The following is a 26,481-nucleotide window of genomic DNA, read 5'->3' as shown; positions in this document are numbered from 1 at the left end:
GATGAAGCAGCAGGGCGTGCAGGCTGAGGGTGCGCAGGGCACCTCTCACGCTGCGCCGCGCCCGGACACCGCCGAAGAGGCACTGGAGGAGGTGCACATCGACGAGGTGGAGGGTGACGAACCCCTGCTTCCCGCGCGCGTGCACCGTCCGTCCGACCTGATGCGCCTGCTGATCGGCGTGCTCGGCATCGTCGTTCTGCTGGGCATCGCCGCCTTCGCGCACGGAACGACCTCGGGCCTCGAACAGGACATCAACAAGGGCACCGGGCAGGCGCCCGATCTCCTGATCAAGATCGCGGGGCTGGCGTCCAGCATCGCGATCCTGCTGGTGCCCGTAGCATTCGCGATCGAGCGGTTGATCAAGCGGGACGGGCTGCGCATCGCCGACGGCGTCCTCGCGGCCGTCCTCGCGCACGGTGTGACCCTCGCCACCGACCTCTGGGTCGCCAAGGCCGCTCCGAACTCGATCCAGGAAGCGCTCACCCAGCCCTCCCCCGGTGACATCCACGCCCTCACCGACCCGGTGCACGGCTACCTGGCGCCCGTCATCGCCTACATGACCGCCGTCGGCATGTCGCGGCGGCCGCGCTGGCGCTCTGTGCTGTGGATCGTGCTGCTGCTGGACGCCTTCTCGATGCTCGTGACCGGCTACACGACGCCCTTCTCGATCATCCTCACGGTGCTGATCGGATGGACGGTGGCGTACGGGACGCTGTACGCGGTCGGCTCGCCGAACGTGCGCCCCACGGGACGGACCCTGATGGCGGGTCTGCGGCACGTCGGGTTCCGCCCGGTGAGCGCGGCCCGCGAGGAGGTCCCCGACGCCGCCGAGGGCGACCGCGGGCGACGCTACTTCGTCACCCTGGAGGACGGTCCGCCGCTGGACGTCACGGTCGTCGACCGGGAGCAGCAGGCCCAGGGGTTCTTCTACCGCGCGTGGCGCAATCTGACCCTGCGCGGCTTCGCCACCCGCAGCAGCCTCCAGTCGCTGCGCCAGGCCCTGGAACAGGAGGCGTTGCTCGCCTACGCGGCCATCGCGGCGGGCGCCAACGCGCCGAAGTTGATCGCGACCTCGGAGCTGGGGCCCGACGCGGTCATCCTCGTCTACGAGCACACCGGCGGCCGCACCCTCGACTCGCTGCCGGACGAGGAGATCACCGACGACCTGCTGCGCAACGCCTGGCACCAGGTACGGGCCCTGCAGTCGCGGCGCATCGCGCACCGCAGGCTCGCGGGCGACGCGATCCTGGTGGATCGTTCCGGCACGGTGATCCTCACCGATCTGCGCGGCGGTGAGATCGCGGCAGGCGACCTGCTGCTGCGCATGGACGTGGCCCAGCTCGTGACGACGCTCGGGCTGCGGGTCGGCGCCGAACGTGCGGTGGCCTCCGCGGTGGGCGTCCTCGGACCGGACGCGGTCGCGGACTGCCTGCCGATGCTCCAGCCCATCGCGCTGACCCGCTCCACGCGCGCGACGCTGCGCCGACTGGCACGCGAGCGGGCGCAGCGGGAGCGCGAGGCCGTGCTGCGGGCCTCCCAGCAGGCCAAGCAGACGCGCCTGGAGGCGGCAGGGCACGACGACACCGGGACGGTCGTCCTGGAGAAGCCCGGCAAGAAGGCCGAACGCGCGGAGGCTCGAGCAGAGAAACGGGCCATCGACGAGGCGGTGGAGGAAGCCCGCGAGGAGGCACGCGAGGAGGACCTGCTGACGCAGATCCGGCACGAGGTGCTGCTCATCCGCCCCCAGGCCCCGGTCGAGCCGGCCCGGCTGGAGCGGGTGCGGCCGCGCACCCTGATGAGTGTCATCGCGGGCGCAATCGGCGCGTACTTCCTGTTGACGCAGCTCACACACATCGAGTTCGGCCCGCTCATCGAGAACGCCGACTGGGGCTGGGTGGCCGCCGCCGTGCTGTTCTCGGCGCTCAGTTACGTGGCCGCGGCGATGAGCCTGCTGGGCTTCGTCCCGGAGCGGGTGCCGTTCCCGCGGACCGTGGCCGCCCAGGTCGCCGGTTCCTTCGTGAAGATCGTCGCTCCGGCCGCGGTCGGCGGGGTCGCTCTCAACACGCGCTTCCTGCAGCGCGCGGGGGTGCGGCCGGGCCTCGCGGTGGCCAGCGTCGGTGCGTCGCAGTTGTTCGGGCTCGGCTGCCACATCCTGATGCTGCTGTCGTTCGGCTATCTGACCGGGACGGAGAAGACGCCGTCGCTGTCGCCGTCCCGCACGGTCATCGCGGGTCTGCTCACCGTGGCGGTGCTCGTGCTGGTGGTGACCTCGGTGCCGTTCCTGCGCAAGTTCGTCTCCACGCGCGTGAGGTCGCTGTTCGCCGGTGTCGTGCCGCGCATGCTGGACGTGCTGCAGCGGCCGCAGAAGCTGGTCACCGGCATCGGCGGCATGCTTCTGCTCACCGCGTGCTTCGTGATGTGCCTGGACGCGTCGATCCGCGCGTTCGGCGACGGATCGACCTCGCTGAGCATCGCCAGCGTCGCCGTCGTCTTCCTCGCCGGCAACGCGCTCGGCTCCGCCGCGCCGACGCCGGGCGGGGTCGGCGCCGTCGAGGCGACCCTGACGGTCGGTCTGATCGCGGTCGGGCTCCCCAAGGAGGTCGCGGCTCCCGCGGTGCTGCTCTACCGCCTGCTGACCCTGTGGCTGCCGGTCCTCCCCGGCTGGCTCGCCTTCAACCAACTGAGCCGCAAGGGCGCCCTGTAGGGACCCGCCCGGCCGAACCGGACGGTGTACCTCGTACGGCCCGCGCCCCGCGCGCGTGCCCGCCCGCCACCGCAGGATGGGGTCATGCCGACCCCCTCCCGTCTGCGCGTCGCCGCCGTGACCGCCACCTGCGCGCTGTTGTCCTGCCTGGTGGCGGGCTGCGGCGACGAGGCCCGGGGCGAGGGTCTGTCGGCCCAGAAGCTGACCTGGAAGGACTGCCCCGCCCCGTCCCAGGCGGAAGGGGGCGGCAGCGCGCCCACCCCGCTGCCGCACGGCGGCACCTGGCAGTGCGCCACCATGAAGGCGCCCCTCGACTGGGCGGACCCCCGGGGCGACACCGTCGGCATCGCCCTGATCAGGGTCCGAACCGACGGCGACCGCAGCAGACGCATCGGCTCGCTGATCTTCAACTTCGGCGGACCGGGCGGTTCGGGCGTCTCCACGCTGCCCGCCTTCGGCGACCAGTACGCGGCCCTGCGCGCCCGCTACGACCTGGTGAGTTTCGACCCGCGCGGCGTCGGCCGCAGCGCCGGGGTGCGATGCGAGAACGACCAGCAGCTCGACGCCTACTTCCAGCAGGACTCCACACCCGACGACGCCGCGGAGCGCACCGCCCTGGTGGACCACACCAAGAAGTTCAACGCGGCCTGCGAGAAGAACTCCGGGAAGACGCTCCCTCATGTGCGGACCACCGACGCGGCCCGCGACATGGACCTGATGCGCGAGGTGCTCGGCGACGACCGGCTGTACTACTTCGGCATCTCCTACGGCACCGAACTGGGCGGCGTGTACGCCCACCTGTTCCCCAAACACGTGGGGCGGGCGGTCTTCGACGGGGTCGTCGACCCGACGCAGACGTCCGAGCAGGGCTCGCTCGGGCAGGCCAGAGGCTTCCAGCTCGCGCTCGACAACTTCGCCGAGGACTGCACGTCCAAGGCACAGGACTGTCCCGTCGGGAACACCGCTCAGGACGTCGAGGACCGGATCACGGAGCTGCTGCGGGCCCTCGACCGCAAGCCGATCCCGGGCATCCTCCCGCGGATGCTGACCCAGAGCGCCGCGACCAACGGCATCGCGCAGGCGCTGTACGCCAAGGAGTTCTGGCCATACCTCACCGACGGCCTCGAACAGGCCTACGCCGGGGACGGCCAGACCCTGATGCTGCTGTCCGACCTGATGAACGGGCGCAACGAGAACGGCGAGTACAGCAACCTCACGGCAGCCAACGTCTCGATCAACTGCGCCGACGACAAGCCCCGCTACTCGACCTCCTATGTGCAGCAGATGCTGCCCCGGTTCCGGGCCGCCTCCCGCGTCTTCGGGGACTTCCTGGCCTGGGGCATGGTGAGCTGCACCGACTGGGCCGTGCCGGGCGCCGCCGACCATCCGGACGTGAGCGCGCAGGGGTCGGCGCCGATCCTGGTCGTGGGCAACACCGGGGATCCGGCGACCCCGTACGAGGGCGCGCGCAAGATGGTGGACGCGCTGGGCCGCGGGGTCGGGGTCGAGCTGACGTACAAGGGTCAGGGCCATGGCGCGTACGACAGCAAGAACAAGTGCGTGCAGGGGGCGGTGAACGGCTACCTGCTGAACGGCACGGTCCCCGCCAACGGAACCGTCTGTTCCTGACACCCGCCCCATCTGAGGGCCGACCCCTCCGAATTCCGGAAAACGCCAGGTCAAAGGGTTATCCACAGGCTTCGGCAGGTGGATAACCCGCCGCCTAACATGGGCTGACAGCCGTTCGCCGCCGAGCGCGGACGGCCTGCGAGGGGGGAACGGCAATGGCGCGATTCGGACGGTGGACGGCGCTGGGCGCCGCCGCCGCACTGCTGGCGACGGGCTGCGGCGGCGGGCCGGGCGGGAGCGGGGACGGCGGGAGGAGTACGGCGGACGTACACGCCTCGACCGGCTCCACCGCGACGACGGGCGCCGCGGTCGCCCTGCCCGCGTCCTTGACGGGACAGAAGCTGGACTGGGGGCGCTGCAAGGACACCGCGGACGCAACCGCACCGGACGGCGACTGGCAGTGCGCCACGCTGAAGACGCCTCTGGACTGGTCGAGGCCGGGCGGCGACACGATCGGCCTGGCCCTGGTGCGCGCCACGTCCCGCGCGAGCGGAAGCGACCGGTTCGGCTCGCTGCTCTTCAACTTCGGCGGCCCCGGCGGCTCGGGCGTCTCGACGCTGCCCGCCTACGGTTCCGCGTTCTCCTCGCTCCGCGAGCACTACGACCTGGTGAGCTGGGATCCGCGCTCGGTCGGCGCCAGCGAGGGCGTCCGCTGCCGCAGCGACAAGGACATCCAGGCCGCCGAGTCGCTGGACTACACCCCCGACACCCCGGCCGAGGAACAGGCCTTCTTCCAGGACGCCACCGACTTCGGCAAGGGCTGCGCCAAGGCGGCGGGCAAGCTGATGGCGCACGCGTCGACGACCGACACCGCCCGCGACATGGACCTGATGCGACAGGTCCTCGGCGATCGGAAGATGCACTACTTCGGCATCTCCTACGGCACCGAACTGGGCGGCGTGTACGCCCACCTGTTCCCCAAACACGTGGGGCGGCTCGTCCTGGACGCGGTCGTCGACCCGAGCGCCGACGCGGTGGGCCATGCGCAGAACCAGGCGCGCGGTTTCCAGCGGGCTCTCGACGACTACCTCGAGTCGACCGGCGAGGACCCGAAGAAGGGCAGCCAGGAGATCGCGGACCTGCTGGGCCGGCTCGACGCCGAGCCGCTGCCCACCTCGGGCGGGCGCAAGCTGACGCAGACGCTCGCTCTCACCGGCATCGTGGTGCCGCTGTACAGCGAGCGGAGCTGGCCGCGTCTCACCAGTGCGCTGGCGGCTGCGAAGGACGGGGACGGCACCGGACTTCTGGCGCTCGCCGACGGTTACAACGACCGCGACTCCTCAGGGCACTACGGCACGTCGGCCCACGCACAACGGGTCATATCGTGCTTGGACGACAGGCAGCGGCCGACCGCGGAGGCGACGAGGAAGCGGCTCGCGGAGTTCGAGAGGATCTCGCCCGTGTTCGGGGAATTCCTGGGCTGGGACACGGCCGGCTGGTGCCACGACTGGCCGGTGGCCGGACAGTACGACACCCCGGAGGTGAGCGCGGCGGGCGCGGCGCCGATCCTGCTGGTCGGCAACACCGGGGACCCGGCGACGCCCTACGAGGGCGCGCGCGAGATGGCGGACGAGCTCGGCAAGGGAGTCGGCGTGCTGCTCACCTGGAAGGGCGAGGGACATGGCGCGTACACGAGCGGGAGCGCCTGCGTCGGCTCGACGGTGGACGCCTACCTGTTGAAGGGGACGGTGCCGAAGGACGGCAAGGTCTGCTCATGACGACGGCGGGGGCTGCGCGCACTCGCGGTACGCGCAGCCCCCGCCGATCCCACCGGGCGGCCCGGTGGGCGAAGCGAACGGCCCTGTCAGTAGACGGGCTTGCTCGGCTCGATCTGGTGGACCCAGCCGATCACGCCACCGCCGACGTGCACGGCGTCCGAGAAGCCCGCGGACTTCAGCACGGCGAGGACTTCCGCACTGCGGACACCCGTCTTGCAGTGCAGGACGATCTTCTTGTCTTGCGGCAGGCCCTCCAGGGCGGTGCCCAGCAGGAACTCGTTCTTCGGGATCAGCTTCGCGCCGGGGATGGAGACGATCTCGTACTCGTTCGGCTCGCGGACGTCGATGATCTCGATGTTCTCACCGTCGTCGATCCACTCCTTGAGCTGCTTGGGAGTGATCGTCGCGCCGGCCGCCGCCTGCTGGGCCTCCTCGGAGACGACGCCGCAGAAGGCCTCGTAGTCGATCAGCTCGGTGACGGTCGGGTTCTCGCCGCAGACCGCGCAGTCGGGGTCCTTGCGAACCTTGACCTGGCGGTACTGCATCTCCAGGGCGTCGTAGATCATCAGGCGGCCGACGAGCGGCTCACCGATGCCCGCGAGGAGCTTGATGGCCTCGTTGACCTGGATGGAGCCGATGGACGCGCACAGCACGCCCAGGACGCCGCCCTCGGCGCACGAGGGGACCATGCCGGGGGGCGGGGGCTCCGGGTACAGGCAGCGGTAGCAGGGGCCGTGCTCGGACCAGAAGACCGAGGCCTGTCCGTCGAAGCGGTAGATCGAGCCCCACACGTAGGGCTTGTTGAGCAGCACGCACGCGTCGTTGACCAGGTACCGGGTCGCGAAGTTGTCCGTGCCGTCGACGATCAGGTCGTACTGGCCGAAGATCTCCATCACGTTCTCGGCTTCGAGCCGCTCTTGGTGAAGGACGACGTTGACGTACGGGTTGATGCCGAGGACGGAGTCGCGGGCGGACTCGGCCTTGGAGCGGCCGATGTCGGCCTGGCTGTGGATGATCTGCCGCTGCAGGTTCGACTCGTCGACCTCGTCGAACTCGACGATGCCGAGCGTGCCCACGCCCGCCGCGGCCAGGTACATCAGCGCCGGCGAGCCCAGGCCGCCGGCGCCGACACAGAGCACCTTGGCGTTCTTCAGCCGCTTCTGCCCGTCCATCCCGACATCGGGGATGATCAGGTGGCGGGAGTACCGTCGAACCTCGTCTACGGTGAGCTCAGAGGCTGGCTCGACCAGGGGTGGCAGCGACACGGGGACTCCGTTGGTCGGTCGATCACTACGGTTGTTCTTCCCGTAACACTGCCACGGCCTTCTTCATTCCGAGACACCTGTTCCAATGCGCGAGACGATTTCGTCCCAGTAGCCGGGCAGGGTCTCCCAGGGGTCGGTCAGGCCGCCGCGATCGGTGCCGTCGGTGAACCAGATCGTCCCCGCGCCCTGCCAGCGTGCGATGCGCAGGGCCTCGTCGAGATGGCGGCGCGGCACCCCGTGCACGAGGTGGCAGAAGCGCTCGGGCGGATGATCGGCCGTCCACTCCGCCACCTGCGACCAGCGGTAGTCGCTCCAGGGGCCGCGGAAGGTGATCAACTGGTCGGCGTGCTCCGCGTAGCCGGGGCACGGGTGGGCTCCGTGTCCGAGGACGAGGTGGGGCGTGCCTTGGAGCGTGCGGAGCGTGTCGGTGGTGCGGCGCACCGCGGGGAGCGCGGCGCGCTCGGCCGGGCAGCGGTCCAGGAGGAAGCCGTCGACCTGGTACCAGTCGAGATGACGCCGTGCGTCGGAGATCACCTCGGCGAAGGCACGGGCGCCGTGGCGGAGGTCGAGACGGCCGAGGACGTGGACGCCCGCGTTGCGCAGCCGGCCCGCCGATTCCAGGCAGCGCGGGTCGGGCCTGACGCCGGGCCCGTCGGCGACGTCGAGGACGACCCAGTGCAGCGGCCGGCCGGGGCGGGTGAGTTCGGCCCACTCGGCCGGCGCGAGGAGGGGGTGCGCGAGGCCCGGGACGCCGAGGCCGGTGCGCACGTCGGTGGTCCCGGCGCTCGCGGTGCCCGCCGGCGTCCCGGTCAGATACGACACGCCGCCTCCATCCAGATGTCGGCGAGGGACTCCTCGAGGTTGATGCGGGGACGCCAGCCGAGCCGGTCGCGGGCCGTGCGCACATCGGCCTGCTGCCAGCTTCCGCACCCGTCCGGATACGGGTACGCGACCGGTCCCGCGTGGTCGGACTCGGGGCGGGGGTGGCCGATGGCGCTCCTGAGGTGGCCGCCGGGCGGGCCGTCGAGTTCATGGAGTGAGCCGCCGAACCCGGCCACGCGCGCGAGGACCGCGGCCGCGTCGCGCAGCCGGACGGCTCGGCCCGAGCCGATGTTGATGACGCCCTGCGCGGCGGAGAGGGAGGCCGCGTGCACGGCGCGGGCGACGTCCCGGACGTCGATGAAGTCGCGCTGGACGCCGAGGCCGCCGAGCTTGAGCTCGCCGTCGCCGGACTGCATCGTGCGCCGCATGGCTTCGGCGAGCCGGCCCAGTGGGGAGCCCGCGGGCGTGCCGGGGCCCGCGGGCGAGAACACCCGGAGCACGACCGCGTCCAGACCGGAGCCGAGGACGAGTTCGGTGGCGGCGAGTTTGCTGACGCCGTACGGGCCTCCGGGGCGGGGAACGGCGTCCTCGGCGGTGGAGGAGCCGGGCTGGCTCGGGCCGTACTCGGCGCCGCAGCCGATCTGCACGAGCCGGGCGCCGCAGCCGCTGCGGCGCAGTGCCTCGCAGACGGTGGCGACGGCGACGGTGTTGTGCCGGGTGAGCTCGCGGGCGCCGCCGCGGGTGGTGCCCGCACAGTTGACGACGACCTGGGGGTGGACCGCGTCGAGGAACCGGGTGAGCGCGCCGGGGCTGCCGGACGCGAGGTCGAAGCGGACGTCTGCGTCGTCGCCGCGGCCGAGCGCGGTGAGCTGGACCGCAGGGTCGGCGAGCAGACGGTCGGCGACGAAACGGCCCAGGTAACCGTTGGCTCCGATCAGCAGGACCCTCATCGTGCGGCTCCCGGGGTGTGCGTCGCGGCGGTGGCGGGGGCCGCGCAGGCTCCGGTCGCCCCGGGTGCTCCGGCGACCTCGGGTGCCCCGGTGGCACCGGTGGCACCGGTGGCACCGGTCGCTCCGGATCGGGAGGTGGTCATCTGGTCTCTCCTTCGAGGGTGTTGCGGTGGGTTGCGGCCGGGTGGAGGAAAGCGCGCGTCGTACCCCTCGGGCACGGTGGGGGCTGCGTGCGCGCGGTGGCCGGAGGTGCCGGCGACGGCGGGCTCGGTTCAGCACGGCTGGTCCGTTCGGACGTGGGCGGAGGCCCTGGTCAGCGTGCGGGTCGCGTGGATGAGCAGGATCAGGGCGGCGCTCGCGCACGCGAGGGAGGGCACGCCGACGGGGCCCCAGGCGGTCACGAGGCTCTCGACGGGGGTGGCCACGAAGCCGCATCCGGGCAGACGGCCGGCGAAGACCGTGGCCGGGGCTAGCGCCTCCGCCGCGCCGGCCACCGCGATGCCGACGGCCGGGGCGTGGGCGAAGCCGTGCACGGTGAGAAGGCGGGCGAGGAAGAGGAGGGCGCCCAGGGCGACGACCGGGACGCAGTCGGCGGGCTCGTCCAGGGCCGCGGCGCAGAGGGCGGTCAGGACGGTCAGCGCACTCAGGAACAGGGCGAGGGCGGCGAACAGCAGCGGCCGCACACCTGCCGCGAACTCCTCCAGGCCACGGCTGGAGTTCAGACGGCGGCGGGCCTGCAAGGCGAGGAAGTGAGCGCTCCAGGCGGCGGGTGCGCAGGCCAGGGTGAGGGTCAGCAGGGGGACGGCGGCGAAGGGCCAGGGGCCTCCCGAAGTGCCGTCGGGGAGCGCGTCGGGGCCGCCGTCCACGGCGGCGCGCAGCAGGCCGTCACCGAGGGCCGCGTAGCCGAGGAGCCAGCAGGTCCAGGCCTCGGTCCGCTGCAGGCCGGGGTGGACGCGGCGGGGTCCGCCCAGCGGGCCCCGGCGCAGCGCCGCGTGCACGGCGAGCGCCACGGCGAGGAGGCCCGCGGCGGCTACGAGGAGGCGGGTCCGCCCGTCGGTGAGGCGCACGCCGGTCAAGGTCGCGGCGCACAAGGCGCCCGGCAGGAGGGTGAGCAGCGCCCAGTCCGGTCGGAGCCGTGCCTCCCGCGGAAGTGCGGTGGGCGGGGCGGGCGGTGGCGTGTCGCCGTCACGGGGCACACGGGCGTACATCTCCTCGGCGAGGGAGAAGACGTCACGGTGCCGAAACCGCGCGGCCGTGCGGTCGGTGACCCCGTGCGCCTCCAGGCCCGCCGCGATCTCCAGTGGATCGACGGCCCGTTGGCACAGATCGCGGTGACGGTGCATCAGGGCCTTCACCGGGTCCACCGCCACCCCGCGACGGGAGACGCCGGGCCCGCGACCGTCGGAGACGCCGGGCCCGCGACCGTCGGAGACGCCGGGCCCGCGACCGTCGGAGACGCCGGGCCCGGGGCCGTCGGGGTCCGTACCCGCGTCGGAGAGCGCATCGGAGCCGCCCGGCGCCCCGGGCCGGTCCAGTTCGCCGAGCCCGCTCATCGTGCCCCCTCCGTGGCGGCCACCGGTGCGGCCTCCCCTACCGGCGGTCCCGCCGCCCAGGACGGGCTCTGCCGGCCGGTGCCTCGCGCGGCCAGGTCGATCCACAGGCCCGGCACCCGCGCCTCGGCTGGGACGGCGAACGGATGGGGCTCACCGTCGTCGTCGAAGACGTGCGGGCTCACCGGGGCCCGGGAGACGAGGTCCAGGTAGATGCCGTGGAACGCCGCCACGTTCTGCTCGACGGTGAACAGTTCGAGGGCGCGGGCTCGGGCGGCCGCGCCGAGGCGCGCACGGCGTGCGGGGTCACGCAACAGCGCCCCGCACGCCTTCGCGAGCGCCCGCGGGTTGCGGGGCGGTACGACCAGTCCCGTGCCTCCGATGACCTCGACCACCGCGCCCACGTCGGTGGACACGGTCGCCCGGCCGCAGAACATCGCCTCGACCAGACCGACCGGGAATCCCTCGACGACGCTGGACAGCACGACCACCGCGCCGGCCGCGTACGCGTCGGCGGGAGTGGGGGCCTCCGGGGCGCCGACCTCCTCGAAGGACACCGGGTCGTCGCCGACGCAGTGCGGTCCGGCGGCCTCGTAGGGGAAGAGCTGCGCGGCCAGCATCCTGCAGTGGCCGAGGTAGGCCCGGCCCTCCGCGCCGGCCGCGGTGCCGACGATCCTCAGGCGGGCCCTGGGCTCCTCCCTGCGGATTTCCGCGAAGGCGTGCAGCAGTGACACCAGGTCCTTGGCCGGCTCCACCCGGCCCACCCAGACGAGGGTGTGCGGGTCGGCGGCGTCCGGCGCATCGCCCACGTCGGCGAAGCGGGACGCCTCCATCCCGGGGTACACGGTGCGCAGTTTGGCGCGGTCGGCGCCGCAGCGCTCCTGCCAGCGACGGGCGTGTGCGTTGCCGGGCGTGACGCACGCCGCCTGCCGGTAGACCTCTGCCGCGAGCCGGCCGTGGAAGGCGGCGAGCAGGGCGCGCACGGCAGGTGCGGCCTCGGCGGAAGGCGTGTTCCCTGAGCCCGCGGGCGACGGCGGGCCGCCCGCGCTCAGATAGTGCGTGCGCAGCCGCACCCCGTACTCGGTCACCAGGAGCGGCACATCGAAGAATTGCGCGGCGAGCAGCCCGGGCAGGGCCGCGGCGCCGCCGGAGGCGGCGTGGCACAGGTCGACGGAGCCGAGGCTCGCTCCCTCGGCGCCGCCCTGGTCGTCGTACCAGTCGAGCGAGAGGGGGCGCAGCGCGCGTTCGAGGTGGGCCACGACGGCGAGCAGGTCGGGTAAACGCCCCTCGCGCGCCGTGCGCAGCGCGCCGGGCGCGCGACAGGCGCGTTCCAGAGCGCGCACCGCGGTCTCCGAGCGGAGCGCCCCCACGAGCCCGCCCTCGTCGTGGGCGAGTTCGGCGAGGCCGTACAGCGCATTGGCGAAACGGTCCGCCTGAGCGGTGGAACCGGCTCCGGAAGGGGCTGTCGCGTCCGGCGAATCGCCTTCGCACAAGGCGGCCGCCAACTCCTCGTAGCACTCCGCGAAACGCCGGCGCGCGCGCCGCCCGTAGGACACCCCGTCCTCCTCGGCCCGCCACAGCGGCGCCGTGTGCACCCGGCCGACCTGCGGCGGAAGGGCGATCCAGCCCGCCTCCTCCTGGTGTGCGGCCCGGCTGAGCGCATAGACGTCGAAGCGGTGCTGCCCGAGCCCGCGCACGAGCCGGTCGCACCAGACCCCGGCGTCACCGCTCACATACGGATAACCACCCTCCGTAAGCAGTGCGATGCGCACGCGTACCCCCGATCTCCCGTTTGGGGAGCCGTCGTTGACTCGACAGCTCGCAGCGGGAAGAACGTATGCGGACAAGGCGGTGGCGCGACGGACGGTTGTCCATCGCGCCACCAAAAGGGGTGAACGGGCGTAACTTTCGCGTGCGGGCCGCGTTCGGTCGCGCTAGGAGATCATCCGACCGCGAAACGTCACGCCCCACATGTCACGTCCCGGCTAGTGCGAAGAGGCGTCCCGCCAGGACACGCGCCGAACCGGGCCACTCCCCGCGAGGAAACCCGTGACGGGGCGTGCGACGGGCGCGTGCAACGGCGCACAGCGCGCGTCACGCGAGTGCTCGCGCTCCTCGCTCCGCGTTGCGCCATCGCGCGCGCCGCCGGGCCGCGTCCGCCGGGGCGAGCGCCGGTACGGCACTCGGCAGCTACTGATGCAGGGGCCCTCGGTGACTCGCGCCGCCAGCGGCGACGAGTCGCGAAGCGGGCCCGGACCCGCTTCGCGACTCGCAGAGCAGGGCGAGGACCTGGGCCCGGGTCGTCACCTCGAGCGCCGGGCCGGCTCGTCACAGACGATCACGCGCTATCGGGCGCGAGCGCCGGTCCTATGCCCACGCGCGGGCAGCCGGTCCCCGCCGAACGTGCGGCGGGGGCACAGCGCGCCAACTCGAGCCCCCCGCGCCCTACGCCCCCTGCTCGACGCCTCACACCCGACGCATGCTCGACGCCTCGCGCCCCACCCGCCGGCCCAGCAGTCCCGCGCAGGGCGGCGCGCTCTCCGACGCTGTCCGTCAACTACCGGGAAAGGCCCACGGGTTGGGCAGACAGTGGATCCCGCCGTGGTCGAGGAATTTCGTCTGCTGCTGCATGACCGGCGCGAGCTCGCCGTCCTTGTCGCAGGTGACGTGGCCGAAGCCGAGGCGGTGACCGACCTCGTGATTGATCAGCATCTGCCGGTACGCGTACATCTCGTCGCCGAAGGTCTTCGAGCCCTGGGCCCACCGGTAGGCGTTGATCATCACGCGCTCGGTGGCGGCCGAGTCGCACGAGACGTTGTCCTCGGTGGTGTCCAGACCCGACTTGGCGCACCAGACGGCGGTGGTGCCGGGGCTGGCGAGCGTGATGACGAAGTCGGGTGTGCCCGAGTGGATCCGCTCGAAGGTGCGGGCACCGCCGTGAGCCCAGCTGCGGTCGTCGTTGAGCGTCTGCTGCACGGCTTCGGCGAAGAGCGCGCCGTCGAGTCCGAGACCCTGCTCCACGTCCACGCGGTAGGTGTACTTCCGGCCCTTGCCGGGGGCCTTGTCGACGCCGGCGACCGCCTCGAACCTGCCGGACCCCTTGAGCCCGGCGCCGAGGGGATACCTGGCTGCCATCTTCTGCGCGTAGGTGAGCGCGATCGCGCCGGTGGACGCCGACGGAGTGGGCCGGTCGTCCCCGCGCGCGGTGTCACCCTCGTCGCCGCCGGCCCGGTCGACCGCGGACTGCGGGCGGACGGTGTCGTCCCGCCCGCCGGTGACCTGCCCGGCCACGACGACGGCCAGCACCGTGGTGACGGCGGCGGCCGCGATGCCGGTGAACGTCCGCCCCTTGGCTCCCCTGACCGGGACAGGCGCGCCGGTGGCCGCCGTCTCGTCGGCGACGTCGAGGGCGGCCGACGCGGCTTGGTAGGAGCCACGGGAGACGGTGCGCGCGTCGGCGGCCCCGACGGGCGGACCGCCCCCGCGCGTACGCGTCGACGCGTACGGCGTCCCGGCACGCGCGAAGACGTCGTCGTCCTCCTCGAAGGCGGCGAGGTAGTCCTGGCGGGGGCCCTGACGCGGACCCGGGCGGGGCCCCTGACGCGAACCGCCCTCGGGGGCGGGTCGTTGACGCGGTATCACGGGCTGCCCGGTACCCGCCTGTCGCCCCCTCAACTCACCCCATCCGCCTCCGGCTTCACGCTGCTCGGGGTGGCCGCCGCGCGCCTGCGGGACCTCGCGGCCTGGCGTCGCGCCGGGAACGCGGGACGGGGCCGCTCCGTGCGACAGGGCTCCGTCGTGACCGGAGTGCGGGCCGCGGACGCGTGCGTCCCTGGCGTCGCCCTGTGAAGGCCCCTGCGCCGCTCCCCCCGAGGACCCCTGAGAGGGCTTCTGCGCGGGCCCCTGTGGCGGGACCTCGGACGATCCCTTGGCGCCGCCCTTGGGGGCGCGCCCACGCCGGCTGTGGCGTCCCACGTCGGCCTCAGCCCCCCGACGTCTCGGTCGTCGTCCCGGTCGTCGTCTCGGCGAGGAGCTCCCGGAAGGCCGCCGCGACCGTCTCGGGGTACTCCATCATCGCGACGTGACCGGCGTCCGGCAGGGTGAGCAGCCGGGAGTCGCGGAACGTACGGGCGGACCGCTGCGCCATGCGGAAGCCGACGAGCTGGTCGCGTCCGCCGTAGACGAGGAGCGTCGGGGCGAGGACCCGCTCGGCCTGCCGCCACAGCCCGTGCTGGCCGCCCAGCGTGTAGGCGCTGAGCAGCCCACGCGTGGAACGCGTCAGCGCATCCCAGAAGTAGGGCAGTTGGAGCCGCCGCTCCAACTCGTCCACCGCGTGCCGGAACGCCTCGGGAGTCACCTGCCCGGGATCGCCGTAGCAGAGGGCCATGACGCCGCGGACTCTCTGCTCGGCCGTCCAGTCCCGGGTGAACCGGCTGAAGAGCGCGGCGACGCCGGGCAGTCCGACCAGCCCCGTGGGCACCGCGGTGCGCTGCACCCGCAGTTCCGGCAGCGCCGGAGACACCAGGGTCAGGGTGCGCACCAGGTCGGGCCGGACCGCGGCGACGCGGGTGGACACCGCGCCGCCGAGGGAGTTGCCGAAGAGATGGACGGGCCCGTGTCCGGTGGCGTCGAGATAGCGGATCACGGCACGCGCGTGTGCGGTGACGGAGTAGTTGCCGTCGTCCGGCGGCGGGGAGTCGCCGAAGCCCGGAAGGTCGACGGCCTCGCTCGCCACGACCCCGTCGAGCAGGGCCATCAGTGCGGACCAGTTCTGCGAGGAACCGCCGAGCCCGTGCACGAAGAGCGCGGGCTGGAGCCCTTCGCGCGCGGGCGGCCTGGAACGCACCGTCAGCGTGACGCCCGGCAGCCCGGCCGACCGGAGCCGCTCGCCCTCCGCGACCTGTACCGCGATCGCCTTCGGCAGCACACTGGTGGGCGGCACGGAGGGCAGCTCGGTCGAAGACATGCCGCAATGTTACGAGACGATCACGTGCGCCTTTGTGTGTTCGCCGTCACACACGCGGACCGCACCCGCACCCGCACCGGGCGACGCCGCGCCCGCGCCATGACGGCGGGAATCAGGGGCACCCTGCACAGCGATCGCATAGCGTCCGAATCGGGTGTCTCCTAGGCTCGTAGCGAGGGCACCCGCTAGTAGCCCTGCATCTCGCGGGGACGTTCGCAGGAAGGGAGCCCACCATGTCCGTTGACCCCACCGACCCGGGCACGTTCGAAGAGGACGACGACCTCGGGGAGATCGACGTCGAGGCGCCGGAGAACGACGCCGCCGAGCAGTCCACCGACGTCAGGCCGGAGCGCGACGACTCCCTGGAGGACGTGGACCCCGACCGGGCCGACGAGGGCGACCTCATCGAACAGGCACGCGTGGTCTCGCTCGACGAGGAGGACTATCGCTGACTGCGCTGAGCAGGAGCGGGGCGCGAGTATGCCCGGAACGTGATGTTTCGAAACCATCTCTACCGCTTTTGCCGTCGTCCAGTCCGTGAAATTCTGCGCTCGCACCGCGCACACCACGGTTACCGAAAAGTACGATGGCGACGCGGCGCTCACCGCATGAGGACGACTTTGGGAGGCGGCGTGACAGCCATCGAGCAGACAGAGGCGGCGCGCCCGCGGGGCACACGCCTGCCGCGCCGTGCCCGACGGAACCAGCTGCTGGGCGCCGCCCAGGAAGTCTTCGTCGCGCAGGGCTATCACGCGGCCGCGATGGACGACATCGCCGAGCGGGCCGGCGTCAGCAAGCCGGTGCTCTACCAGCACTTCCCCGGCAAGCTCGACCTGTACCTGGCCCTGCTGGACCAGCACTGCGAGGCGCTCATCCAGGCCGTGCGCGGCGCGCTCGCCTCGACGACCGACAACAAGCAGCGCGTCCGGGCCACCATGGACGCGTACTTCGCCTACGTGGAGGACGACGGCGGCGCGTTCCGCCTGGTCTTCGAGTCGGACCTGACGAACGAGCCCGCGGTGCGCGAACGGGTCGACAAGGTCACCACCGAGTGCGCCGAGGCGATCTGCGAGGTCATCGCCGAGGACACCGGCCTCTCGCGCGCGGAGTCGATGCTCCTCGCCTCCGGCCTGGGCGGCCTCGCGCAGGTCGTGGCCCGCTCCTGGCTGCACAGCGACCGCAGCGTCCCGCGCGACCAGGCGGTCCAGCTGCTGGCCTCGCTGGCCTGGCGGGGCATCGCCGGTTTCCCGCTGCACGGAACCGATCAGCACTGACCGCGGGGGCGGTACTGCGGGCGGTCGCCCGTTCATTCCCGCCCGCTGTTCGCTCCTGGCGTGGACGGTCGCGCCGTGCACATCCCCTCACCGGGCTAATGTGTGCAGCGTACGGCGCGGACGCCCGCGCACCTCGTGACCGTCGGAGGGACATAGCCGTGGAGGTCAAGATCGGCGTGCTGCACGCGCCTCGCGAGATCGTTCTGGAGAGCGGTCAGACTCCCGAGGAGGTCGAGCGCGTGGTGGCCGAGGCCCTGGCCGGGAAGTCACAGCTGCTCAGCCTCGTGGACCAGCACGGCCGCAAGGTCCTGGTTCCGGCCGACCGTCTGGCCTACGTCGAGCTGGGCGAGCCCGCCCCGCGCAAGGTGGGCTTCGGCGCTCTGTAGGCGAACGGACGTGGGAGGGCCCGGCGATCACTCGGCCGAGTGATCGCCGGGCCCTCCCACGTGCACCGCCGCCCACCCACGTCCGTCACCGCCCGCCCTCTCGAGCCCGGCGTCCGCCCTCTCGAGCCCGGCGTCCGCCCTCTCGAGCCCGGCGTCCGGCTCCGCTTCCTGCCGGGGCGGGTTCGCCGTCGGCGTTCGTGTCGCGGACGGAGCACGAGGCACCCCCGGGGAGGATTGCCTTTCGCAGGTCACGGGTATGACGGGCTACGACAACCGGTGCACAGCCCCGCCGTCCGGGAGGGACCTAAATGATCTTGGAAGCGCTCGGCTCCACTGCGCTCGGTGTCGTACTCGCGTGGGCGGCGGTCACCCGCCTCTCCCACCGTCTGCCGGTCCACACCCTCGTCTACGCGACGGGTGTCGCCGGAGCCCTGTTCGGCGACTTCGTCACCCACAGCGCACTCGGCCCCGGATCGGCCCTGCCGAGCCTCCTCGGCGCGGCGATCGTCTCCGCCGCCTCGCTCTCGCTCCTGCTGCGCCCGGCCGGCCTGCGCCGGCGACGATCAGCGCCGGCGTAGCCGCGGCTCCGGTCCCTGAGCACGGCACCCGGCCCTCGAACACGCCCCCGTCCCCCGATCGCACCCCGCGCCACGCCGCTCCGTGAACCGCGCGCGCCACGCTGCTCCGTGAGTGCGGCGCGCTGGAGCGAGCACACGGCTCCGGGGGCGCACCGCCGCCGCTCCGGACCGCGTGCGCGCCCCCGACAGTGCGCCGACGCCCGGCGAGCCCCTTCCTAGGCGGCCAGCCCCAGTGCCGCCATCCGCTTGGTGTGCGCCTCGGTGATCCGGGAGAACATCCGGCCCACCTCGGCGAGGTCGAAGCCGTCCGCCACGCCGCCCACCAGCATCGTCGACAGCGCGTCACGGTCCGCGACCACCCGCTGGGACTGCGACAGGGCCTCGCCCATCAGCCGCCGCGCCCACAGCGCGAGACGCCCGCCCACGCGCGGTTCCGCGTCGATCGCCGCCCTCACCCGGTCCACGGCGAAGCCGGCGTGTCCGGTGTCGTCGAGCACCGCCAGCACCAGGCCGCGCGTGTCGCTGTCCAGCCGCGCCGCGACCTCCCGGTAGAAGTCGCTGGCGATCGAGTCGCCGACGTACGCCTTGACCAGGCCCTCCAGCCAGTCCGACGGGGCCGTCTGCTTGTGGAAGCCGTCCAGCGCGGCGACGAACGGCTCCATCGCCGGCGTCGGCTCCGCACCGATCTCCGTGAGCCGGTCGCGCAGCCGCTCGAAGTGATGGAACTCGGCCGACGCCATCTTCGCCAGCTCCGCCTTGTCGTCCAGCGTGGGCGCCAGTTTGGCGTCCTCCGCGAGCCGCTCGAACGCCGCCAGCTCGCCGTACGCCAGCGCACCCAGCAAGTCCACGACGGCGGCCCGGTACTGCGGGTCGGCGGCGGCCGTCGCCCAGTCCTGGGCGGCGATCCCGGTTGCGGCGGCGGTGGGCTCGGGCTTGTCAGAGGTCGTCATGAAGCGCACAATAGCCCGCTCCCCGCGCGGTGGAAGTCCCTGGTCAGTCAGTGTGACACCGAAGACGTACGGGACCGGTCCCGGCACTGTGACAACCACAACGTGACCGAATCGGCCATCGCATGTGCGCGATTCCGGGGTATGGTGGTAATGCGCCTGCCGAATATTCGACGGGCCGCACGTATGAGGATGCCCGGTCGGTGGCCCGATCGGCTCCGACCCGACAGCCCTCATGGCTCGTACGGCACATTGCGTACGCCGGCCAGAGGGACACCCTCCAGCGGTACGAGCGCTCGAGCGTCGGCAGTGGTCCCGTGCCGAACGGCTTGCCCTTCACGGCTCGCCCGTAAGGCCGCCGACGTCCCCGGCACGGTCCGTCAAAGACCCCCGCGCTCGCCTCGCACCGCGCACACAGAAGAGGCAGCACCCTGACTACGACGTTCCGAGAGCTCGGAATCCTTTCCGAGACCGCCGAGGCCCTGGAGGCCGTCGGCATCACCACAGCCTTCCCCATCCAGGAGATGACGCTCCCCGTGGCCCTGTCGGGCTCTGACGTCATCGGACAGGCCAAGACCGGCACCGGCAAGACGCTGGGCTTCGGCCTCCCGCTCCTCGAGCGCGTGACGGTCCCCGCCGACGTCGAGGCCGGCCGCGCCGCGCCCGAGGCTCTCACCGAGGCCCCGCAGGCGCTCGTCGTCGTCCCCACGCGCGAGCTGTGCACGCAGGTCACCAACGACCTGCTGACCGCCGGCAAGGTCCGCAACGTGCGTGTCCTGGCCATCTACGGCGGCCGCGCCTACGAGCCGCAGGTCGAGGCCCTGAAGAAGGGCGTCGACGTCGTCGTCGGCACCCCGGGCCGGCTGCTGGACCTCGCGGGCCAGCGCAAGCTCGATCTCAAGCACATCAGGTCGCTGGTGCTGGACGAGGCCGACGAGATGCTCGACCTGGGCTTCCTGCCCGACGTCGAGAAGATCATCAACATGCTTCCGGCGAAGCGCCAGACCATGCTGTTCTCGGCGACCATGCCGGGTGCGGTCATCGGTCTCGCCCGCCGCTACATGTCGCAGCCCACGCACATCAACGCCACGTCGCCCGACGACGCGGGCCGGACCGTGGCGAACACCAAGCAGCACGTGTACCGCGCGCACAACATGGACAAGCCCGAGATGGTCGCGCGCATCCTTCAGGCCGAGGGCCGCGGCCTGGTCATGGTGTTCTGCCGTACCAAGCGCACGGCGGCCGACCTCGCCGACCAGCTCCAGCAGCGCGGCTTCGCCTCCGGCGCGGTCCACGGCGACCTCGGCCAGGGCGCCCGCGAGCAGGCCCTGCGGGCCTTCCGCAACGGCAAGGTCGACGTCCTCGTCTGCACCGACGTCGCCGCCCGCGGCATCGACGTCGAGGGCGTCACGCACGTCATCAACTACCAGTCCCCCGAGGACGAGAAGACGTACCTGCACCGCATCGGCCGCACCGGCCGCGCGGGCGCCAAGGGCATCGCGGTCACGCTCGTCGACTGGGACGACATCCCGCGCTGGCAGCTCATCAACAAGGCGCTGGAGCTCGACTTCAGCGACCCGCCGGAGACGTACTCCACTTCCCCGCACTTCTACGAGGAACTCGGCATCCCGGCCGGCACCAAGGGCATCCTGCCGCGCGCGGAGCGCACCCGTGCCGGGCTCGACGCCGAGGAGCTCGAGGACCTGGGCGAGCCGGGCGGCCGCAACGCACGCGGTCGCAACGACCGGAACGGCCGCGATCGCGGCGGTCGTGGCGACCGGGGCGGCCGGAGCGAGTCGCGTTCCGGCGAGCGGTCGGCAGACCGGGCCACAGACCGGCCCGACGAGCGCGAGCGGTCGGCGCGCACGCCGCGTCGCCGCCGCCGTACCCGCAACGGCTCTCCGCTCGACGTGACGTCCGCTCCCACCGGGACCGTCGCGGCAGAGCAGACCCCCGTGGCCGAGCAGGCCCCCGTGGCGGAGGAGACGGCCGCCCCGCGCACCCCGCGTCGCCGCCGCCGCACCCGCAACGGCCCCGCGCCGGAGATCGCCGCCGCGACCGCGACGACCGTGACGGGCACCGCCGACGCTGTCGCCGAGGCCGCCGTGGCGACGGCGCAGCGCCCGGCGCCGGACACCGCGGGCGCTCCCGCGGAGGACACGACGGACGCTTCGGCGCAGCCGCGCCGCCGCCGCACCCGCAAGGCCGCCGAGGCCGCGGTCGCCACCGTGACCGAGCTGCCGGTCGCCGAGGCCCCCGCGGCCGAGGCCGTCGTCGAACCGGCCGAGGCCGCGGAGAGCGCGCCGGCCAAGCCGCGCCGCCGCACCCGCAAGGCGACGGCTCCGGTGGAGGCCGTGACCGCGGTCGAGGTCGAGGCTCCGGCAGCCGAGGCCAGGCCGCGCCGCACGCGGAAGACGGCTGCGCCGACGGTTCCGGTCGAGGCCGAGTCTGCGGTCGCCGCCGCGACCGCCGTCGACACGGCGGAGGGCACGGAGGCCAAGCCGCGCCGCCGCACCACCCGCAAGACGGCCCAGCCCGAAGCGGCCCAGCCCCAGGCGGCCCAGCCCCAGGCGGCCCAGACCGAGACTGCGGCCACCGCGGCCGAGATCCCGGCCCAGGCCACCCCGGAAGCGGAGCCCGCCAAGCCGCGCCGCACCCGCAAGACCGCCGCCACCGCCCCGGCCCCCGCCGAGGCCGCAGCAGCGGCCGAGGTCGTCGTCGACACGGCGGAGGGCACGGAGGCCAAGCCGCGCCGCCGCACCACCCGCAAGACCGCCGCCCCGGCGGAGGCCGCCGTGGACACGGCCGAGGCCGTCGAGGCCAAGCCGCGCCGCACCCGCAAGACGGCAGCGACGGCGGCGGTCACCGCACAGGCTGCGGAGGCCGTCGAGGCCGAGGCCGCGCCGCGCCGCACCCGTAAGGCAGCGGCGGCTCCGGCCGTGGCCGCGGTCGACACGGCCGAGGGCACGGAGGCCAAGCCGCGCCGTACCCGCAAGACCGCCGCCGCGGCCGTCAAGGCGACGGAGGCGCAGGCCGAGCCGGCCGCCGAGGGCGTCGTGGCCAAGCCGCGCCGCACCCGCAAGACGGCGGCCGCCGCGGAGAGCGTGGTCGACACGGCCGAAGCGGCCGAGGCCAAGCCGCGCCGCCGCACCACGCGCAAGACGGCCCAGCCCGAGACGACGGCCACCGCGGCCGAGATCCCGGCCCAGGCCACCCAGGAGGCGGAGCCCGCCAAGCCGCGCCGCACCCGCAAGACCGCCGCCACCGCCCCGGCCCCCGCCGAGGCCGAAGCAGCGACCGAGGCGAAGCCCCGGGTGCGCCGCGCCCGCAAGGTGACGGCCGCCGCGGAACCCGCGGACGGCTGAGCGGACAGCACGGCCCGACGGCCCGGTCCCTCCTCGTGAGGGGCCGGGCCGTCGGCGTTCCCGGCCGTCGGCGTTCCCGGCCGTCGGCGATTCTTCGGGGAGGGTCCCGGCGGGGGCGCGTCGCGAGCCCTGCCGGTAGCCTCGGCACGTGACCAGGCCGAGCATCGCCACCCCCTTCCCGCCCCCTCCCGGCGCGCGTTCCCGTGCGCTGCGGACCGAGCGCGGTGAGTTCGCCGTCGTCGACGCGCCCGTGGCCGCCGGCGTCGAGCAGCGCGGCGTCGCGCTGCTGCTGCCCGGCTTCACCGGGAGCAAGGAGGACTTCCACCGGCTGCACGAGCCGCTCGCGGCCCGCGGCTACCGGAGCATCGCCGTGGACGGGCGCGGCCAGAACGAGTCCGACGGACCGGCGGAGGACGAATCGCCCTACGCCCAGGAGGAGTTGGCCAAGGACGTGCTCGCACAGGCGGCCGCCCTCGACGCTCCCGTGCATCTGGTCGGGCACTCCCTGGGCGGCCAGATCGCCCGAGCCGCCGTTCTGCTGGACCACTCCCCGTTCGTCTCCTTCACGCTTCTCTCCTCGGGCCCCGGCGAGATCTCGGAGTCCCAGAAGCAGCGGGTGAAGCTGCTGCACGACGCGCTCGCGGTGATGTCCATGTCGCAGGTGTGGGCGGCGATCCTGGCGATGGGACCGCCCGAGGAGGTCGGCGGTCCGGCCCGCGGCTTCGGCAAGCTGGAACAGATGCGGTTGCGCTGGCTGAATCACAAGCCGGCCCAACTCCTCACCACGGGACGCCAGTTGTGCGTCGAACCGGACCGCGTCGGAGAACTGGCGACGGTGCCGCTGCCCCTGCACGTGCTGTCGGGAGCGCGGGACGACACCTGGCCGGTGCCGCTCCTGGACGCCATGGCCGAGGACCTGCGCGCGCACCGGACGGTCGTGCCGGGCGCCGAACACTCGCCGAACCTGGACAAGCCGCTGCCGACGGCCCACGCGCTCGCCGACTTCTGGGACCGCTGACCGGAACCGCCGCGGCGCCGGCCGGCGCCAAGGCCGTGAAGTCTGCGGCTGGGGCGTGTTCTCGACGGTCCACGGGCGCGAGGACGTCCATGCGGGTGGCGGCTGAGAGTGCTCGACTTCTTCTGGCGCGCCTGACGTGCCTGGCGCGCCCGGCGTGCGTGGATCCTCCGGCCGCTGCTCCTTCCTTCCACGTGGGCGTCATTCCACGTGGGCGTCATGGGCGGAAGCACTCGCGGACCGCGCCGTCGGCGGGCAGGAAACAGAGCCGCAGACCGGCCCGGTGGTCTCCGCCGAGCATCGGGGTGAAGCGGTACGCGCTCGTGTCGGCCGTGGTCCGGATGACGACACGGCGCGGCGGTGCGCCGGGCGCCGAGACCTCGACCGCGTCCCCGACCCGCGTGTGCCAGACCCGGCCCCACGCCGCGGCGCACACCGTGCTGTACCGGATCTCCACCTGTGCGCCGGTGCGGGTGCGGTGGAGCGGCCCGAGCACGCCGGCACGGCCGGGCAGCCCGCAGAACATCCGGGCGGGGTCCTGGCCGTCGCATGCCCTGCCCCGGCAGCCGGGGGCCGGATCCAGTGCCGGGGAAACGGGCGTGGCGGGATCGCCGAAGGTGTGGTTCGGCAGCCACAGGGCTGCCGTCATCGCGACGGCCGCCGCAGCGGCTCCGGCGCCGAGGGCCGGCAGGCGCCACCGCAGGACCCGCCGGGTGTGGGCGGCCGTCCGCCCGGCGTCCGGTGTGCCCGGCCCCGGGGAGGCCGGCGGCCGGGCGGTGGAACGGGCGCGGCCGCTCCACTCGGCGTCGGCCAGCTCCCAGAGTGCGAGCAGCCGCCCGGGATGCTCACCCGCCATGGCGCAGAGCGCCTCGACGGCCTGCCTGGGAGCCGGCAGCTTGCCGTTGAGATAGCGCTCCCAGGAGGACTTGCTGTACGGGGTGCGCTCGGCCAGGGCCGCCAGGCTCAGGCCCGTGCGGGCCCGTACCGCGCGGAGTTCCTCGGCCAGAGCCGCGCATTCGGGTGCGGGGGTGGTCATTCGCGCAGCACCCGCCAGGTGTGGGGGCCGACGATGCCGTCCGCCGGCAGCCCCGCCTTCTTCTGCAGCCGCACGACCGCCGCGATCGTCTGCTGTCCGTAGACCCCGTCGACGGTGCCCGGGTCCATCCTGTGGTGCCTCAGCAGGCACTGGGCCTCCACCACGTCCCAGCCGGGTCCGGCGAGGACGGCGGTGCGGGTCGTGCTGTAGCCCGCGACCAGGACGCCCTTGCCGGGGCCACCGGCCCGGTGCACCGCGCAGGGATAGGACTTGCCCGGTACGAAAACGTAGCCCGCCGGGCCGTGCGCGAGGGGCGCGGGCCGGGCAGAGGAACCGGACTGTACGGTCGGCTCGGCGGACGCGGTGCCCGCTCGGCCGCCGTCGCGGTCACCGGGCAGCTTTTCGCTCACCAGCACTCCCACCCCCAGGCCGACGACCGCGGCGACCGTGACGCTGACGGCGAAGACGGGCCCGGGGACTCCCGGCCGACGCCCGCTGCGCGCCGAGGCGCGCTCCTCGTGGGGCGGCACCGCCGGTACGGCCGGGCCGGCGGTGCCCTGCCGCTGCTCGTCCTCCTCGCTTTTCACGTCGACCGACGGCGACGGCGCGGTCCGCTGCTGCCAAGCCTGCTCGGCCACCTCGTGCAGGACCAGCAAGCGGGTCGGTTCCGTCTCCGTGATCCGTGCCAGTTCCTCCACCGCGTGACGTGGGGGCAGCGCCTTTCCGTTCAGACAACGCTCCCACGACGACCGGCTGTATCCCGTCCTGGCCGCGAGCGAGGTGAGGCTCAGCCCGCTGCGGTCCTTCATTCTCCTCAGCTGTACGACCAGCTGACGGACTCTCCGGTCAAGCGAATCCGGCAGTTCCTTCCAAGGCATGGCTCGCTCCGTCGGACGTGAGGGCCGAAGAGCCCTCACCTTCTTCATATTCCGACCGTGGTCAACCCCGGCGCAGGCTCCTGGTCACTGCCCCCATCCCCCGCCCGTACCTTGTCGGCCACCCCGCACAGCGGTCCGGCGTCCCGGCGATCCGGCATCCCGTCCCGCGTCTTCGCAGGTCAACGCGTGGGACGTCCCACGGTGTCCCAACCGCCCCGACACCGCTGGCCCCGTTCCAGATTGGCCAGCAATCTCGGTGGGGCCGAGCCGGACGGTGCGGCCCGGTCCACCGCTCGCACCGTTCACCGGTCACGACAGACAAGGAGAAGTCATGCGCAGGATCACATCGGCCCTCGCCACGTCGGCTGCGGCGGCCGCCCTCACCGTCGGCCTCGTCGGCGGCGCCACGGCCGCCGACCGGGCAGACACCGGACAGGACGGCAGGGCCGGACGGGTGACCGCTGCCGGGACCGCGCCCGCCTGCATCGAGCGCACCAGCGTCACGAACAAGCCCGAGGGGGGAGTCCGGGTCCACCTCCGCAACTTCTGCGGCAGGACCATGCACGTCAAGGTGATCGTCAAGTCCTGGTCGGACAGCGGGTGCAGGTCCATGCCGAACGGGTCCGGCCGGCTCTTCCAGACGGTCGGCGGCCGGTACGACCGGACCGTGGTCTGCTGAGCGGGACGGGGAGAGAACTCATGAACATCGCCACCAGGACGCTCCTCGTCGCCACGGCGGCCCTGACGGGACTGGCGGGCACGGCGCTGCCGGCCGCGTCGTCCACCACCGGCGCGCCCACCACGGCCTCGAACTCGTGCCCGGTCAAGGCCTGGGGCTACCGGGGCCACTACATGTGCGGCACGAAGCTGAAGGCCGGCTACATCGACTGGAACAGGGACGGGCGGACCGACGAGGTCTTCGTGATCGCGCCGAACCGCCACATCTGGCACACCTGGAAGAACGCCGGGGGCTGGAAGGAGATGCCGGGCCGCGGCCGTGCCGACGACATGGTGGGGGACAACGGCACCGGCTCACGGAGCCGTTGCATCATCGTCTACGTGATCAAGAAGGGCTACCGCTACTACCAGAACTGCCACTACAACGGCCGGTGGCACAACTGGACCACCAGCGGCTGACGCACCTGCCTCCAGCCGTGACCCGCGCAGGGCCGGGCCTCGGGGGACGTCCTGACGGACGCCCGGGGGCCCGGTGGCGTGACCGGACGCCCGGGGTGCGGACAGGCGGCGGCTCGTCGAGGTCGCTGCCACAGGGGGGCCGAGTGCAGGCCCTGCGCGCTAGTTGTATTGACCCGCAGGGTTGTTCACACGGCTGATGGGTGGCTGGCCGCCGAGTGCGGTGTGGCAGCGATGGTGGTTGTAGGTGTGCAGGAAGTCTGC

General features: G+C 73.2%; 22 protein-coding genes and 1 pseudogene. 11 read left to right on the top strand and 12 right to left on the bottom strand.

Annotation, left to right across the window (positions count from 1 at the left end):
- Position 1 precedes the first annotated feature (1 nt).
- The 3 genes from IE239_RS21345 (at position 2) to IE239_RS21335 (ending at position 6,051) form a co-directional block, all read left to right on the top strand.
- Complete coding sequence (locus IE239_RS21345) at positions 2-2,704, top strand: lysylphosphatidylglycerol synthase transmembrane domain-containing protein (protein WP_190150970.1); 2,703 nt, start codon at positions 2-4, stop codon at positions 2,702-2,704.
- A gap of 84 nt (positions 2,705-2,788) precedes the next feature.
- The gene (locus tag IE239_RS21340) at positions 2,789-4,333 is read left to right on the top strand and encodes an alpha/beta hydrolase (protein WP_190150969.1); all 1,545 of its coding nucleotides are present in this window, start codon (positions 2,789-2,791) and stop codon (positions 4,331-4,333) included.
- A 155-nt stretch (positions 4,334-4,488) separates the two neighbouring features.
- Positions 4,489-6,051 (top strand): alpha/beta hydrolase, encoded by a 1,563-nt coding sequence (locus tag IE239_RS21335; RefSeq protein WP_190150968.1) that lies wholly within the window; start codon positions 4,489-4,491, stop codon positions 6,049-6,051.
- A gap of 86 nt (positions 6,052-6,137) precedes the next feature.
- Here IE239_RS21335 and moeZ read toward each other — a convergent pair whose 3' ends face one another.
- The 8 genes from moeZ to IE239_RS21295 form a co-directional block, all read right to left on the bottom strand.
- Positions 6,138-7,316 (bottom strand): adenylyltransferase/sulfurtransferase MoeZ, encoded by a 1,179-nt coding sequence (gene moeZ / locus IE239_RS21330; RefSeq protein ID WP_190150967.1) that lies wholly within the window; start codon positions 7,314-7,316, stop codon positions 6,138-6,140.
- A gap of 63 nt (positions 7,317-7,379) precedes the next feature.
- The gene (locus tag IE239_RS21325; protein WP_190150966.1) at positions 7,380-8,138 is read right to left on the bottom strand and encodes a spherulation-specific family 4 protein; all 759 of its coding nucleotides are present in this window, start codon (positions 8,136-8,138) and stop codon (positions 7,380-7,382) included.
- Positions 8,126-9,136, bottom strand: a complete 1,011-nt coding sequence (locus tag IE239_RS21320; RefSeq protein ID WP_506005308.1) for an NAD-dependent epimerase/dehydratase family protein — start codon at positions 9,134-9,136, stop codon at positions 8,126-8,128. Before IE239_RS21320 ends, IE239_RS21325 begins: the two co-directional genes overlap by 13 nt.
- Positions 9,085-9,231, bottom strand: coding sequence for a hypothetical protein (locus IE239_RS21315; protein ID WP_190151097.1), 147 nt, complete (start codon positions 9,229-9,231; stop codon positions 9,085-9,087). Before IE239_RS21315 ends, IE239_RS21320 begins: the two co-directional genes overlap by 52 nt.
- Positions 9,232-9,360: 129 nt before the next feature.
- Entirely contained in the window at positions 9,361-10,641 is a 1,281-nt protein-coding gene (locus IE239_RS21310) for a hypothetical protein (protein ID WP_190150964.1), read from the bottom strand.
- The gene (locus IE239_RS21305; RefSeq protein WP_190150963.1) at positions 10,638-12,410 is read right to left on the bottom strand and encodes a DUF3492 domain-containing protein; all 1,773 of its coding nucleotides are present in this window, start codon (positions 12,408-12,410) and stop codon (positions 10,638-10,640) included. The genes IE239_RS21310 and IE239_RS21305 overlap by 4 nt, the downstream gene beginning before the upstream one ends.
- A 781-nt stretch (positions 12,411-13,191) precedes the next feature.
- Positions 13,192-14,613: a DUF3152 domain-containing protein gene (locus IE239_RS21300; RefSeq protein ID WP_190150962.1), complete on the bottom strand. Its 1,422-nt coding sequence runs from the start codon at positions 14,611-14,613 to the stop codon at positions 13,192-13,194.
- Positions 14,614-14,620: 7 nt separating this feature from the next.
- A complete protein-coding gene (locus IE239_RS21295; RefSeq protein WP_190150961.1) occupies positions 14,621-15,604 on the bottom strand; it encodes an alpha/beta fold hydrolase in 984 nt (327 codons plus the stop codon).
- A gap of 233 nt (positions 15,605-15,837) precedes the next feature.
- On the opposite strand from IE239_RS21295, the gene IE239_RS21290 reads away from it, so the two are divergent.
- The 4 genes from IE239_RS21290 (at position 15,838) to IE239_RS21275 (ending at position 17,842) form a co-directional block, all read left to right on the top strand.
- Positions 15,838-16,056 carry an Rv3202a family protein gene (locus IE239_RS21290; protein ID WP_190150960.1) on the top strand — a complete coding sequence of 73 codons (219 nt, stop codon included), beginning with the start codon at positions 15,838-15,840 and terminating at the stop codon, positions 16,054-16,056.
- 180 nt (positions 16,057-16,236) lie between these two features.
- The gene (locus IE239_RS21285; RefSeq protein WP_190150959.1) at positions 16,237-16,878 is read left to right on the top strand and encodes a TetR/AcrR family transcriptional regulator; all 642 of its coding nucleotides are present in this window, start codon (positions 16,237-16,239) and stop codon (positions 16,876-16,878) included.
- A 158-nt stretch (positions 16,879-17,036) separates the two neighbouring features.
- Entirely contained in the window at positions 17,037-17,264 is a 228-nt protein-coding gene (locus tag IE239_RS21280; protein WP_020130831.1) for a DUF3107 domain-containing protein, read from the top strand.
- A 308-nt stretch (positions 17,265-17,572) separates the two neighbouring features.
- Complete coding sequence (locus IE239_RS21275) at positions 17,573-17,842, top strand: hypothetical protein (protein WP_190150958.1); 270 nt, start codon at positions 17,573-17,575, stop codon at positions 17,840-17,842.
- Between the two features lie 215 nt (positions 17,843-18,057).
- Here the strand turns inward: IE239_RS21275 and IE239_RS21270 are convergent, their stop codons facing one another.
- A complete protein-coding gene (locus tag IE239_RS21270) occupies positions 18,058-18,801 on the bottom strand; it encodes a ferritin-like fold-containing protein (protein WP_190150957.1) in 744 nt (247 codons plus the stop codon).
- A gap of 512 nt (positions 18,802-19,313) precedes the next feature.
- On the opposite strand from IE239_RS21270, the gene IE239_RS21265 reads away from it, so the two are divergent.
- Together IE239_RS21265 and IE239_RS21260 are read left to right on the top strand one after the other, a co-directional pair.
- Complete coding sequence (locus tag IE239_RS21265) at positions 19,314-22,154, top strand: DEAD/DEAH box helicase (protein WP_190150956.1); 2,841 nt, start codon at positions 19,314-19,316, stop codon at positions 22,152-22,154.
- A gap of 148 nt (positions 22,155-22,302) precedes the next feature.
- The gene (locus IE239_RS21260) at positions 22,303-23,172 is read left to right on the top strand and encodes an alpha/beta fold hydrolase (protein WP_190150955.1); all 870 of its coding nucleotides are present in this window, start codon (positions 22,303-22,305) and stop codon (positions 23,170-23,172) included.
- A gap of 214 nt (positions 23,173-23,386) precedes the next feature.
- Here IE239_RS21260 and IE239_RS21255 read toward each other — a convergent pair whose 3' ends face one another.
- Positions 23,387-24,205 (bottom strand): helix-turn-helix domain-containing protein, encoded by an 819-nt coding sequence (locus IE239_RS21255; RefSeq protein ID WP_190150954.1) that lies wholly within the window; start codon positions 24,203-24,205, stop codon positions 23,387-23,389.
- A complete protein-coding gene (locus tag IE239_RS21250) occupies positions 24,202-25,083 on the bottom strand; it encodes a helix-turn-helix domain-containing protein (RefSeq protein WP_190150953.1) in 882 nt (293 codons plus the stop codon). Before IE239_RS21250 ends, IE239_RS21255 begins: the two co-directional genes overlap by 4 nt.
- 331 nt (positions 25,084-25,414) lie before the next feature.
- Between IE239_RS21250 and IE239_RS21245 the strand changes: the two genes are divergently transcribed.
- Together IE239_RS21245 and IE239_RS21240 are read left to right on the top strand one after the other, a co-directional pair.
- Positions 25,415-25,762, top strand: coding sequence for an alpha-amylase inhibitor (locus IE239_RS21245; RefSeq protein WP_190150952.1), 348 nt, complete (start codon positions 25,415-25,417; stop codon positions 25,760-25,762).
- A gap of 20 nt (positions 25,763-25,782) precedes the next feature.
- Positions 25,783-26,220, top strand: a complete 438-nt coding sequence (locus IE239_RS21240) for a PLL family lectin (protein ID WP_190150951.1) — start codon at positions 25,783-25,785, stop codon at positions 26,218-26,220.
- A gap of 159 nt (positions 26,221-26,379) precedes the next feature.
- Here the strand turns inward: IE239_RS21240 and IE239_RS21235 are convergent.
- Positions 26,380-26,481 (bottom strand): annotated as a pseudogene (locus IE239_RS21235) (IS481 family transposase); the annotation flags it as partial.

It is taken from the genome of Streptomyces humidus (assembly GCF_014649655.1).
GTDB lineage: Bacteria > Actinomycetota > Actinomycetes > Streptomycetales > Streptomycetaceae > Streptomyces > Streptomyces humidus.
The sequence above is the reverse complement of the archived record's forward strand: the minus strand, read 5'-3'. Positions and strand labels throughout refer to the sequence as shown.